The sequence below is a fragment of the Pontibacter aydingkolensis genome, assembly GCF_019443125.1.
GTDB lineage: Bacteria > Bacteroidota > Bacteroidia > Cytophagales > Hymenobacteraceae > Pontibacter > Pontibacter aydingkolensis.
The window spans coordinates 1-14,386 of sequence record NZ_JAHYXK010000036.1; the positions used below are offsets into that span (position 1 = coordinate 1).

The following is a 14,386-nucleotide window of genomic DNA, read 5'->3' on the forward strand; positions in this document are numbered from 1 at the left end:
TGGTCTGTTCTGTCATGGCTGTTACGAATTAAGTCTGCAAACTTTAAAACGTACAACAGCCGCTGGCAGAACAGATTTTTTGTGTTAAACCGCGTGTACTATCACGCAACTTGAGTTAATTAAGGTTAAATATAGTGCTCTCACGAAAACGTTTTCTTAGCTCCGGTAGAGGCTATACTATCTGCATAGTGTAGAAAGTAGGATTAAATTTCTATCAAGCATATCAAACGCAAAATGCTTCAGAATTACATAAAAATAGCACTACGCAACCTGTACCGGAATAAAGTATACTCCGCTATAAATATAGTTGGGCTGGCTATAGGTGTGGCTTCCTGTATGCTTATTTTCTTATATGTGCAGGATGAGCTGAGCTACGAAAGCAATTTCAGTAAGTCTGATCGGATTCTGCGAATTGTAGGTGAAGTAATATTTGAAGGACAACAGGATAACTTTGCAGTTACTCCTCCCCCACTAGAGCCTGCCCTGCGCAAATTTTCAGGGGTAGAGACCGTAACCCAGTTTTCGCCTACAAGCAAACAAACCATTTGGTACGACAACCAAAGCTTTACTGAAGACAAACTGCTTTTTGCCGACAGCGCATTTTTCACTGTGTTTGATTACGAATTTATATCCGGCGACCCAAGAACGGCTCTGGATGGCCCACAGAAAATTGTGCTGACAGAAGAACTTGCCAACAAGCTTTTCGGAGGCACAGAAGATGCTCTGGGTAAAGTGCTGCAGTTTAGCCGTAACCCTTACACTGTAACAGGAATTTACAAAGACAAAGGCCATTCGCATATTCAGGCAACCGGTTTACTGTCCCGGGCTACCATCGACAGTAAATTAACGGAGGAAGACTATAAGAACCTGTGGTTTAACCTTAACCGCTATACTTACGCCCTCCTGCCCGACCAGAACAAGCAGCCTGAACTTCAATATCAGTTAGATGAGCTGTCTACCAACTTCATTAACCCCTGGATAAAGGATAACCGCCTGAATGCCCAGATGAAGTTAATTGCACAGCCTTTGAAAGACATCCACTTCGACCAGCGTTATGGCCATGGGCTTACGCCTGCAGGAAATATGTCTTATATATACATTTTTGGTGCTGTAGCCATTTTTCTGCTGCTGATCGCAAGTATAAACTATATGAACCTGGCCACCGCCAGATCTGCTAAACGCGCTAAAGAAGTGGGGTTACGCAAAGTAGTCGGCGCTGACCGCAGCCAATTGGTTAGCCAGTTTTTAGGCGAATCTATACTTCTTACATTGATTGCTGTAGTGTTGGCGCTGGGTCTGGTGCAGGTCTTTATTCCTAGCTTTAATGCACTTACCAACAAAAACTTTTCTTCAAACTTCTTTTTTCAGGGAGAATTCATACTACTGCTGTTAGCGCTTATACTATTGATAGGTGTTGTGGCAGGCAGTTACCCGGCATTCTTCTTATCGCGCTTCAAGCCAGCCGATGTGCTTAAGTCTGATAAAACCCCCAGAGGCAGCAGCGCTACCTTACGAAAGGCTCTGGTGGTTGTGCAGTTTGGCATATCACTGATCATGATCATCGGGACTATTGTAGTGTTTGCGCAAATGCGTTTTCTGAAAAACTCAGACCTGGGTTTTCAGAAAGAGCAGGTGCTGGTGATCGATGTGCCAAGCGGTGACTCTGTACTCGTGTCACGGTTGCCGGTTATCAAGCAACAGCTACTCCAGAACCCTAATGTACTGCAGGTATCCAACTCTTACAGTATTCCTTCCGAATCCTTAAACCGTACGCTGATGCTGGTGGAGCAGGGTGACAAAATGGTGGAGAAGACTATTGACATCATGGCCATAGATTATGACTTCATCCCGCTGATGGGTATCCAAATGAAGGCAGGCCGCAACTTCTCTAAAGACCACAAAACAGATCAGCAGTCCGGAGTTATCATAAACGAGGCAGCTGCTAAGTGGCTGGGTTGGGACGATCCAGTCGGAAAAAAAGTAAATACCGGCGACACCACCATTGCAGGTAATCAATCGCGCATCATAGGTGTGGTAAAAGATTTCCATGTGCAGTCGCTTCACACAGAGGTACAACCACTGGCATTGCAATTGATACCTGAGTCGCCGGGATACCTGCTGGCCCGCATTGCCCCTGAAAACCAGGCAGCAACCATACAGTTTGTAGAGCAGCAATGGCGACAGTTCGACCAGAAGCACCCGATGGAGTATTTCTTTATGGATGAGTATTTCGACAGACAATACAAAGCGGAAGAGAAGATACTGACGGTATTTGGTTACTTTGCCGCCCTTACCATATTTATTGCCTGCCTGGGCTTGTTTGGATTAGCATCTTTTACAGCAGAGCAGCGCACCAAAGAAATTGGCATCCGCAAAGTTTTGGGCTCCTCAACCGGAAGTATTGTACTGTTGCTTTCCAAAGATTTTGCCCTACTGGTACTGGTGGCTATTGCGCTTGCAAGCCCGATAGCCTGGTATGGTATGAACACCTGGCTCCAGGACTTCGCATACCGGGTAGATTTAAGCTGGTGGATATTTGTGCTGGCCGGATTTGTAGCTATGAGTATAGCCCTGATCACTGTAAGCGTTCAAGCCATAAAAGCCGCTTTCCTGGATCCGGTTAATGCACTGAGAACACAATAGCAACAAAGTATACTTTACACTAAACGGACCCAGCGCTTTGGCAGCTTGCGGTAATTTCTGAATAGCTTTTGTAACACTAACCTTTTAACTAACTAAGCCATGCTCAAAAACTACCTGCTCATTTTCTGGCGCAACATGATCCGTAACAAGGTGTATGCTGCCATAAATATTATCGGGCTTGCTATTGGCATTGCCTCCTGCATACTTATTTACCTGTATGTGCAGCACGAGCTTAGCTACGACAAGTACTTCACTAAACATGACAGAATTTACCGTGTAGTCAACAATCTTATTGTAGAGGATGAGGTGGAGAAGGCATCTGTAACTCACCCTGCTCTGGCACCAGGCCTGGCAGCAGACTTCCCGGAAGTGGAGACAGCTGTGCGCATGATCAACCGCAACAAACAGGTACTGCGGCTGGACGAAAAGGCTATTACAATCGAACACGCTTTCTGGGCTGACAGCAATTACTTTCAGGTTTTTGATTACAAGCTTTTAGAAGGTGACCCAAAGGCGGTGTTGCAGGAACCTAACACCATGGTGCTCTCAAAAGAGGTAGCGGACAAATTTTTCGACGACCCGATGAAGGCCATGTACAGTACCTTTCGTATAGGCAGCCAGTCGTATAAAGTAACCGGTGTATTCGAGCCTGTTGATGCAGCCCATATGAAGCCCAATGTGCTTACCTCTATGAGCACATTACCGGCAGAGTTGCGCCAGAACTTTGAATCAAACTGGTTTAGCACCAATAGTTATACGTATGTGCTGCTGCGCGATGCAGAGGCAGCAACAGGCTTACAGACAAAGCTCCCAGACTTTGTTAAAAGACGTATTGCGCCTGCCCGGGGCAATACTACTGAGCGCGTAGAACTATATCTTCAATCGTTACCAGACATCCACCTGAACACGGACTACCTCTGGGAAGCTTTCCCGGTTGGTAAGAAATCATATATATACATTTTCTCCTTTGTAGGCATTTTTATACTTCTGATAGCAAGTATAAACTACATGAACCTGGCTACAGCGCGCTCAGTAAAACGTGCCAAAGAAGTAGGGTTGCGTAAAGTAGTAGGCGCCGACAGGTCGCAGTTAGTACTACAGTTCCTGAGTGAGTCAGTTTTGCTTACTGTGTTTGCAGTTTTTATAGCACTACTGTTGGTTGAGCTCATGTTACCCACCTTTAACAGTCTTGCTGAAAAGAATATACCATCCAACTACTTTCTGGATTCTACTTTTGCATTTGCCATACTAGGCATTGCTTTACTGATTGGTTTATTATCGGGCAGCTATCCGGCCTTGGTTCTTTCACACTTTAAACCAGCCGATGTACTAAAGAGCGGCATCATACCGAATAGCGGCAGCGCCATGCTTCGCAAAGGCCTGGTGGTTTTGCAGTTTACCATTTCGCTGGTGCTGATAATTGGAACAATTGTGGTTTACAGCCAAATGCACTACCTAAAGAGCCAGGACCTTGGCTTTACGAAAGAGCAGGTACTGGTAGTAGATATCCCAAGTGGCGATACGGCCATCGTAAACAAAATGCCCGTAATAAAAGAGCAGCTGCTCAAGAACCCCAAAATTACTAAGGCTACAACCACCGTTATGATTCCAGGCGAGTCCACTGGTGTGATCATTTTTGCTGTAGAGCGCAACGGCACAATGGCCGAGAAAACAATGAATACCATTCTCGTGGACTACGAGTTCCTGGACTTGATGGACATTAACCTGAAGGCCGGCAGAAATTTCTCCAGAGACATTGCCACAGACCAACAAAATGGCTTTATTTTAAATGAGGCCGCAGAAAAGGCACTTGGCTGGGACGACCCGATAGGCAAGCGCATTGGCTTTTCTGACACTACATCTGGCAAAGTGGTAGGCGTGGTAAAAGACTTTAACTATACTTCGCTGCACAGCCAGATAGAGCCACTCGTAATCTTACTGGCTCCACAGAATAACGGTTATCTGATGGCGCGCGTGTCCGCTAACGGTATTACCGAAGCCATGGATCACATGCAGGAGACCTGGTCTAATTTTGCGCCTTCTCACCCAATGGATTATTTCTTCCTGAACGAAAGCTTTAACAAACAGTACCGTGCAGAGGAAAAGATGCTGACGATTTTCGGCTATTTCTCGCTGCTTACCATCATTATTGCCTGCATGGGATTGTTTGGGCTGGCATCTTTTACTGCAGAGCAACGCACCCGCGAAATTGGTATTCGAAAAGTATTGGGCAGCTCGGTATCCGGTATTGTAATGCTACTTACTAAAGACTTTGCCCTGCTGGTTTTGGTAGCCATACTACTGGCCAGCCCAATTGCGTGGTACGGCATGCAGCAATGGTTACAGGACTTTGCCTACCGCACTCCAATCAGTGCATGGGTGTTTGTTGCATCCGGTTTGGTTGCCCTGTGCCTGGCTATAGCAACGGTAAGCTTTAAAGCGGCCCGCGCCGCCATGACTGATCCGGTTAAAGCCCTGCGGACTGAATAAAAAAGAATTTGTTGTTTGTTTAAGGTGATTGCTCAGGAGGACAAAATTGCTTGTCCTCCTAAGGCAACCTTCCAGCAGAAAAGAACATCATTAAAAGTATAACCAAGTTAAAGATATGAACAGAAAAGTAATAATTGCCGCAGCAGTTCTGCTAAGTGTGGCTGGAGTTGCAAAAGCAAGTCATATAACTGCACCTGACTTTGCTACACAGCAGCAGGATACCACCAAATCCAGGAAGTCTAAAAACCATGTTGAGATCATCTCCAATAATGGGGAAAGTAAGGGTAGCTATGTATACATCAACAATGGTATACACGAAGAGATAAAGTATAACGGCACCATTACCCTTACCGATGACAACAAGGGTATTAAAAGTATATCCCCGAATGGTTATTTCCGCTATGAGAAAAAAGACAATGGCGTAGCGCGTAAACTGGAAATAGAGAGCAACAACAACGGCAACTTAACCCGCAAGTATTATGAAGGAGGCAAGCAGGTAGCCTACGAGCCTGCCGGCAAGCAATGGTTGCAGCTGGTAATGCCGGAGATCATAATCAAAACAGGAATTGGACTGGAGGCCATACTACAGGAGGCGTACAAGAAAAGCGGTGCTAAGGGAGTGCTGGCGGAAGCAGAAAAAACAACAAGCGACAGCAACAAGTTAAAGATTATCCGATATCTGTTGGAGCAGCCTAAACTGCCGGCAAACGATGTGAAGCTGGCACTGGAATACGCAGGCAAAAACACAAACTCTGATTATGAGCTTAGCAAGCTTTTACGACAGATACCCACTTCCCATTTAGCAAAAGATGACATTACAACAGCATACCTGCAGGCCGCTCAGAAAATCTCGTCAGACTATGAGATGCGTAAGGCTATGTCGCACTTACTAGCTGTTGGCGAACTTAGCAGCTATGCAACAGGCATGGCAATCAAAGCGCTCTTTTCTATTTCATCAGACTACGAAAAGAGCAAGGTAATACAGCAGTTAGCAGAGCAGAAGAACTTTTTAGCTGGCAACTATCAGGCTACGTTCAATGTGATCAACAGCATTTCCTCTGATTATGAAAAAGGGAAATCTATAAACAACATACTTAACAAGCAGAAGCTTTCGGAGGCACAGTATCAGGCTTTGTTTCCGGTGGTTACCAGCATCAGTTCAGACTACGAGAAGAGCAAAGTATTGCGCAACATGGCGCCTCGTATTCCGGCAAACGCCACCGCCCTGCGCGACGACTATAAGAAGGCTGCCAAAACCATCAGCTCCGACTATGAATACCGAAAAGCGATGGAGGCCCTAAACTAAATTTAATCTACAAAAACAGGCAGATGGTCGAAAACAGCTGCAAAAAGATTATCTAAAATGCTACATTAGAGTAAAGAATTATACTATAAGCAAAAGCTGTACTTTGATGCAGTAGTACCCTATAAAGCAAACTGAAAAACAATGGATGGCAGCACACTCTCCTTTTTCAAACGGCACCGGGACTATGGCACACTATTTATCCGGTTTGCCATTGGTGTGTTCATCATCTATGGGGTGCAGGACAATGTTTTCAGTTGGGAAAGGATGCTGGAGTTCAGGGATTTTCTGGAGGCTAGAAATGTACCTTACCCGCTAATGGCTGCCCATGTATCGGTGTACGTGCAGTTTGTGTGTGGTATACTTTTACTGCTGGGCCTGGCAGTGCGTTGGGTAGGCATTCTGCTGATCATCAATTTTACAGCGGCCATACTTATAGCACATATCGGGCAGTCGTTCCCGCAATATTACCCTGCTGCGCAATTAATTGCGGTAGGCTTTTTCTTTCTTTTCAACGGCGCAGGTCCTGTTTCACTGGATGCTTACCTGAGCCGGAAACGAGCACAAAGTATAGATCGTACGTTACAGGTTAATGCATGATCTTAAACATCAAACTATGGCGATAAAGAAAACACTTTTGCTGCTGAGCTTAGGGCTGAGCCTCTCTTTTACCGGAAACGTTGCCGCACAACAAACCGCGGGCAGCAAGTATAACTTTACCATAGACCTGACGCAGGTAAAAGACGATAAGGTGCAGGTTACGCTGCAGGCTCCGCAAATAAAGGAGAGCACAATAGTTTATAATACGCCTAAAATTGTGCCCGGCACTTACTCTGTGTCTGATTTCGGTAGATTTGTAACCGACTTTAAAGCACTTGATAAAAGTGGAAACACCCTGGCAGTAGAGCAACTGGATACAAACCGCTGGCGCATCAGCAACGCAAACAGGCTGGCCAGAATAACCTATTGGGTAGACGACACCTTTGATGCCGACATGAAGGGGAATGCTGTATTTGAGCCGGGGGGCACCAACATAGAAGCAGACAAGAATTTCCTGATCAACACCTTTGGCTTTATCGGGTACTTTGATGGCATGAAGCAAGTGCCATTCGAACTGAATGTTACCAAACCACAGGGCTTTTACGGATCCACGCCGCTTATCGCCACCTCGAGTACCACCACTAAAGATACGTATCAGGTGCCTAATTACGTGGAACTGGCCGACTCGCCGCTGATGTATAACCGTCCCGACACTACTGTGCTTAAAATAGGGAACACAGATGTGCTGGTGTCAGTATACTCCCCGTCTGGCCGGGTAACCTCTAAACCTATTGCCGAAAACGTGCGCGATATTCTGGATGCACAGCGTAAGTACCTGGGTGGTATCCTGCCTGTGGAGAAGTATGCATTCCTGATCTACGTGCCGGAGCGAGTGGGCAAATCGGGCTCTTACGGTGCTTTGGAGCATTCGTACTCATCGGTATACTTTTTACCGGAAATGCCAGCCGAGCAGTTTAGCTCTACCATAAAAGATGTGGCCGCACATGAGTTCTTCCATATTGTAACGCCACTTAACATCCACTCCGAAGAAATAGGCAATTTCGATTTTATCAACCCTAAAATGTCGAAGCACTTGTGGCTTTACGAAGGTGTAACAGAATATTTTGCCTCGCATGTGCAGGTGTATGAAGGCTTATACAACCTGGACACCTACCTGGAGAAGCTACGCGAATACATTGCCACATCCAGGGAATACTACAACGACACGCTTCCTTTTACTGTGATGAGCGCAGAGGTACTCGAAAAGTATGAGAAAGAGTATGGCAACGTGTACCAGAAGGGGTCTCTGATCGGGTTGGTGCTCGATATAAAACTGCGTGAACTAAGCCAGGGCAAGTATAGCCTGCGCGACCTGATGCTTGATCTTTCCAAGACTTACGGCAAGGATAAATCCTTTAAAGACGAGGAGCTTTTTGATAAGATAACTGAACTGACTTATCCCGAGATCAGGGAATTTTTCGCAAAACACGTCGAGGGGTCTGAGCCCTTGCCGCTGGAGGAAACCTTCCGTAAAGTGGGCATTATTTATCAGCCCAAAGCCACCGAAACTATTATCTCTTACGGTGGCTTCACGCCTGGTTTTGACCAGGAAACCAGCCGAATTATTGTGGCCGAGACTGCGGATATGGATGCCTTTGGCAGGCAGATGGGTTTCCAGAACGAAGACCAGCTACTTAAATTTAACGGCACCGACATTACGCCGGCAAATATTCGTGAACTGATTGGGGTTGAACTGCAGCAAATGAAACCCGGCGAAGAAATTACCATAACCGTTGGCCGGAAAAATAAAAGAGGCAAGGTGAAGGAAAAGAAACTGAAAGGCAAAGTGGTGGCTACAGAGCGCCAGGCCATACATGTACTAACCCCTGACCCAAGTGCCACAGAGCAGCAAAAAGCCCTGCGTGCTGCCTGGCTTAACAGCGAAGTATAAATTACAGCTATAAGTACAAAGTAAACCTATGAAAAAAGTATTAACCAAAGCCCTGCTTAAAAAGCTGGGAGGGCTGGCTATTTGCCTTAGTTTAGCCGCAACCGTGCAGGCACAGGAGGTGCTAACACTGGAGCAAAGCCTTAACCTGGCCCGCCAGAACAACGTGGCGCTGCGCCAGGCAAAGTATAACCACACCAAAGCCGACATCAACGTTAACCGCAGCAAGTTCAGTTACCTGCCCACGCTATCGGCCAACGCCGACGTAAACAAGATCAACGGCCAGACATTTGACAACATAACCGGACAGGTAAAGAACGGCACCACCACCACCTCTTTCCCCTACCTGGCCGGGCAGGTGGTATTGTTTGATGGCTTCACAAAACTGTTTGAACTGAAGCGTTCACGCCAGCTAGCCGAAGCCAGTTCGTACGCAGCCCAGCAAGCCGAGATAGATCTTGAAACGAACATTACCAACTATTACCTGCAGGCCCTGCTCGACAACGAAAACATTACCATTGTGCAGGAAAGAATAAAACTGCTGGAGGGCCAATTAGACAAAATGGAGAAGTTGGAACGCGCCGGCGTACGTGCCCAGGACGAGGTATACCAGATAAAGGCGCAGATAGCAACAGAGAAATTAAACTTGATCACATTTCAGAACAACTACCGCAGAGCCAGGCTGCAACTTACACAGGAAATGAACGTGGAGGGTAACCCGGAGTACGTGCTGCAAACGCCTACCACACCACTGGACCTGAACATGAGCCTGCCAACCGAACAGGAGGTAATGGCACGCACGCTGGGTTATTCACCTATGATAAAATCGTCGGCGGCATCGCTGGAGGCTGCTAAAAGTAACCTGAAAGTGGTGCGCAGCAATTTTTCTCCTACGCTGTCGCTGGAAGGTGTGCTTAGCTCCAATTATACCAGTAACGCGCTTAATGATCCAGGTAACGGCGATTTCAGCACCATTCCATACTTTGAGCAACTCGACCTGAACCAACGCAAAATTGTAGGCCTACGGTTAAGCCTGCCCTTGTTTAATGGCCTGAGCCGCCAGTTTGATGCCCAGGCAGCGCGTATTGACCTGCGTAACGCAGAGCTGGATTTAGTTGCCCGTCAAAACCAACTGCGCCAAACTGTGCAGCAGGTATACCAGGATGTGCTGGCCGCCCAGGAAAAGTATAATACTGTAATGGCAAACCTCGAGTACACAGAAAAAGCCTTTGAGTCAGCTAAGAAGCGCTATGAACTGGGCACTATCGATTTTTTTGCCTACATGGAGTCTTTAAACAATAAAAACAGGGTACAAACGGAACTACTGCAGAGCAAATGTGAGTTCTACTTCAAACAGCGAATTTTAGAGCTTTTCCAGGGATAAGAACATTACTACTACCTATCTATCTACCGGGAGCCGCTGCCTTTACAGGTGCGGCTCTCATTTTTTAGGAATGGATAAGCAGAATTAACGGTAAAATCTTTGTGTTCGTCGAACAATTCGGGCTTAACTTTTTTATGTAACAAGGTTTCTATACTTTCGAACTGCTTCTGAAATTTATCAGCCTACATGCGCTACCCTGCTTATACTTTATACTTTGTATTTTTCCTGCTTTTTGCTTTGCCTGTCTCAGCTCAAAATTATACGTTAAGTGGTGTTGTACGGGCAGCCGCCACCGGTGAGGCCCTGGTAGGTGCCACTGTGGCTGTACCCGGGTTAAGAGCAGGCACCACCACCAACGAACGTGGTTTTTATACGCTGCTGCTGCCGCAAGGCAATTATACGGTGCAGGCAACTTATATTGGTTACAACCCTTACAGCGGTAACGTTAGCATTTCGGGTAACCAATCTTTAAACATTCCCCTGGAACTAGCCTCTAACGAGTTACAGGTAATAGAAATCGAAGCATCCACCCTGCGCCAGAAATTAAACGATACGCGCATGAGCGTAGAAAAACTCACTACCAAAGAAGCGAAGCTTTTGCCAGCCCTTTTCGGTGAAGTAGACCTGATCAAAACACTGCAATTAAAACCGGGCGTGCAGTCCGGAGGCGAGGGCTCTTCGGGTTTATATGTACGCGGTGGCGGCCCCGACCAGAACCTGGTGCTGCTAGACGATGCCCTGATCTACAATCCATCACACCTGTTTGGGTTCTTCAGCGTGTTTAATTCTGATGCAGTTAAAAGCGTGGAGCTTTACAAAGGCGGTTTTCCGGCTCAGTTCGGCGGCAGGCTTTCGTCGGTAGTGGATGTAGAGATGACCGAAGGAAACAATGAGCGGATACAGGCAACCGGCGGACTGGGTCTTATCTCCTCCCGCCTTACCCTGGATGGCCCCATTGTTAAAGATAAAGCCACTTTCCTGATATCTGGCCGCAGAACCTATGTAGATGTTTTTACCCGCCAGCTAAATCGCCTGAGCGAAGGCAAACCGGACTATAACCCTATCCCGGATTATTACTTCTACGACCTTAACGGCAAGGTTAATTACAAGATCGGTGAGAAAGACGAGTTAACCCTGAGCAGTTACTGGGGCCGCGATTTTTTCACGTTCAAAGACGATGATTTCAAGTTTGGCTTCGACTGGGGCAACAGCATGGCATCCCTTAACTGGCGCCATAAGTATAACGACAGGCTGTACAGCAATACTTCTGCCGGCATCACTAAGTACAAGTATACCATCAACAACGAGATTGATATTTTCAGTTTTAAGCTGACCTCCGACATAGCGGATTATACTTTAAAAACGGATTTTGACTTGTTCCTGACCGGAGGGCACAGCCTGAAATTCGGGGCAAGTGCTACACGCCATAACTTTACCATTGGCCGCCTTAACTTCGACTCAGACGATAACAGCCTTTCTTTTGGAGCCGGGAACGATTACAAAGCCACAGAGTTTGGAGCCTACATTGCCGACGACTACCAGGTAAACGCCCAACTTTCGCTTAACTATGGCCTGCGCTTTTCAGGGTTTAGTAACAGCAAAACATACTTTGCTGTAGAGCCCCGCGTAGCTGCCAAGTATAACCTAAGCGAAAACACCTCCCTTAAGGGCAGCTTTGCCAGCATGATGCAATACGTGCACCTGGTAGCCAACTCCGGCGCCTCACTACCTACTGATATCTGGTATCCGTCTTCTGAGTATGTAAAACCGCAGCGCTCACACCAGGTGGCAGCAGGTATCAGTCAGTTGTTTGGCAACGGCAAGTTCCTGTTCACCAACGAAGTATACTACAAATGGATGGCCCGACAGATCGATTTCAGAGATGGTGCCAACTTGTTCGTGAACGACGACCTGGAGGCAGAGTTCCTGTTTGGCAAAGGCAAAAGCTACGGCAACGAAGTATACCTCGAGAAAATAAAAGGAAGAACCACCGGCTGGGTAGGCTATACTTTATCGTGGACCTACCGCAAATTTAACAGCGAAAACCCCGAAGACGCCATAAACGAAGGCAACTGGTTTCCGACGCGCTACGACCGCCGCCACGACATAAGCGTAGTGTTGCTGCACCAACTGAGCAAACGCATAAACCTCACCGGGGCCTTTACTTACGGCACTGGCAATGCTTACTCGCTTCCGGTGGCACGCTTTGCTTTCCAGGATGTGCAGGGGCAGCGTTCTTCTGTGGTGCCGGTATACTCTGAGCGCAACGGCTTCAGGCTGGCACCGAACCACCGCCTCGACCTTGGGCTGGTGCTGAAGCTTAACCCGAAGCGGGGCAGCTCAGACCTTACCTTTAGTGTATACAATGCCTACAACAGGCGCAACCCATACTTTGTATACTTTGACCAGGTGGAGGATGAAGAAACCAGGCAAACCCTGAAATTCCAGGCCAGGCAGGTTTCGCTGTTCCCTACCATCCCGTCTGTTACCTATAATTTTAAATTCTGATGAGATTAAAGGCTATTTTATACTTTGTGCTGCCTATACTTATGCTGGCAACCGCCTGCGACCTTGAAAAAGACATTGAGGTTATATTACCAGAGCACACCCCTCAGCTGGTTGTTGAGGGCTACCTGCAGCAGGGTAAAGCATTCAGAGTAACAGTTACGGAAAGCTCCTCATACTTTGATGCCCCCCAGCCGCCTTTCGTACCTGATGCCGAAGTTTATATCACCCACAACGGCCGTCGTATAAAGCTTAACTATAAGCCAACGGTTTCGCCGGGTGGCACTAAATATTACACCCATACCTCTACAGAGATAATGAAAGGGAAAGTTGGCGATATTTTCGGGCTGGAGGTTACCGATGGGAAAGGCCGCAAAGTAACGGGCTTTACCACTATACTTCCGTTAGTACCTATTGAGGAGGTGGAGTGGAAATTCAACGAGAAAGAAAAGGCTTACCTGCTAACCTCTTTCCAGGATAACCCAGATGCTGCCAACTACTATCGCTATGTTACCCATGTGGATAGCCTGAACACCAGGCCTGAGCGAGATTTTACGCTGGATGACAACCTAACCAATGGCAAGCGAACCACACTTGGCTCTGCGTACGATTACGACCGCAACGATACCATCATTGTATCCCTGTACCACATCGAAAAGCAGTATTGTGACTTCCTTAATTCAGTGGATAATGCTAAGGACGCCAATGGCAATCCGTTTGCGCAACCATCTAAAATAAAGTCTTCGGTTCAGGGCGGCATCGGCATTTTCACGAACCTGGTCTTTCAGCGGAAAACGGTGGTGCTGCATTAGTATACTTCACGCTGTAGATGCGTTCTCCCTCTGCCAATAGCTACTTAAAGCCAGGCTTTGCACTTTATATTGTATAAGTATTATATTTTAGCTATACTTATACTTATGAAGCTGAAAACTATACTTCTTATACTCACACTATCCTTAACTACTCTTGAGGGTTTTAGCCAGGTATTTGCGTCCTATCATCAGTCAAGCATACCTTTTGCCGGCATTGGATACGAGTTCAGGCGCTTTGCACCAGAGCTGCGAGTTGGCACCAATGTTTTTGTAGATGATATCAGCGCTGAGTTTGTACTGCCCTATAAAGTAATTTCCAGAGAAGACTATTATATAGATGCAGGCCTTGGCGTAAGGTATAATGTGTTCAGAGGATTGGTGCTGCCTGTAGGGTTTACAGCTTTCCCTTTTCAGAAAAAAGGCCTCGGTTTCCATGCTGAGTTAGCCCTTATCTCCGACTTCGAAAGCTCCGCTATACTCAGAGGCAGCTGGGGCATTGCTTACCGGTTTGGCCGGCAAAATAGTGTGCCTGTGGAGTAGTTATTGGTTGATGGTTGTTCGTTGTCCGGAATGTAGAGACGCAATATGTTGCGTCTTGGCTGTTACAGGGCGATAGGTTTCGTTATTGGTTGCTGGTTATTAGAAGCTATCTCAAAAATAGGAATTAGCGCTTAAACTTGTTTGTTAGTTTCTCATGGAGCTAACAAATGAGCAGTGGGAAAAGATACAGGATCTGATTCCAGATCCTGTGAAACGGGCTG

The 14,386-nt window shown here is 46.8% G+C and carries 9 protein-coding genes; all 9 read left to right on the top strand.

Features of this window, described 5'->3' with window-relative positions:
- Positions 1-234 precede the first annotated feature (234 nt).
- Entirely contained in the window at positions 235-2,643 is a 2,409-nt protein-coding gene (locus tag K0O23_RS19825) for an ABC transporter permease (RefSeq protein ID WP_219879202.1), read from the top strand.
- 99 nt (positions 2,644-2,742) lie between these two features.
- Complete coding sequence (locus tag K0O23_RS19830) at positions 2,743-5,133, top strand: ABC transporter permease (protein WP_219879203.1); 2,391 nt, start codon at positions 2,743-2,745, stop codon at positions 5,131-5,133.
- Between the two features lie 115 nt (positions 5,134-5,248).
- Positions 5,249-6,439 carry a hypothetical protein gene (locus tag K0O23_RS19835; protein WP_219879204.1) on the top strand — a complete coding sequence of 397 codons (1,191 nt, stop codon included), beginning with the start codon at positions 5,249-5,251 and terminating at the stop codon, positions 6,437-6,439.
- A 141-nt stretch (positions 6,440-6,580) separates the two neighbouring features.
- Positions 6,581-7,036 (top strand): DoxX family protein, encoded by a 456-nt coding sequence (locus K0O23_RS19840; protein ID WP_219879205.1) that lies wholly within the window; start codon positions 6,581-6,583, stop codon positions 7,034-7,036.
- A gap of 16 nt (positions 7,037-7,052) precedes the next feature.
- A complete protein-coding gene (locus K0O23_RS19845) occupies positions 7,053-8,927 on the top strand; it encodes a M61 family metallopeptidase (protein WP_219879206.1) in 1,875 nt (624 codons plus the stop codon).
- A gap of 28 nt (positions 8,928-8,955) precedes the next feature.
- Complete coding sequence (locus tag K0O23_RS19850; protein ID WP_219879207.1) at positions 8,956-10,308, top strand: TolC family protein; 1,353 nt, start codon at positions 8,956-8,958, stop codon at positions 10,306-10,308.
- A 186-nt stretch (positions 10,309-10,494) separates the two neighbouring features.
- Positions 10,495-12,816, top strand: a complete 2,322-nt coding sequence (locus tag K0O23_RS19855) for a TonB-dependent receptor (RefSeq protein ID WP_219879208.1) — start codon at positions 10,495-10,497, stop codon at positions 12,814-12,816.
- Positions 12,816-13,625 (top strand): DUF4249 domain-containing protein, encoded by an 810-nt coding sequence (locus K0O23_RS19860; protein ID WP_219879209.1) that lies wholly within the window; start codon positions 12,816-12,818, stop codon positions 13,623-13,625. Before K0O23_RS19855 ends, K0O23_RS19860 begins: the two co-directional genes overlap by 1 nt.
- Positions 13,626-13,730: 105 nt before the next feature.
- On the top strand, positions 13,731-14,165 hold the full coding sequence (locus tag K0O23_RS19865; RefSeq protein WP_219879210.1) for a hypothetical protein: 435 nt from the start codon (positions 13,731-13,733) through the stop codon (positions 14,163-14,165).
- Positions 14,166-14,386 lie beyond the last annotated feature (221 nt).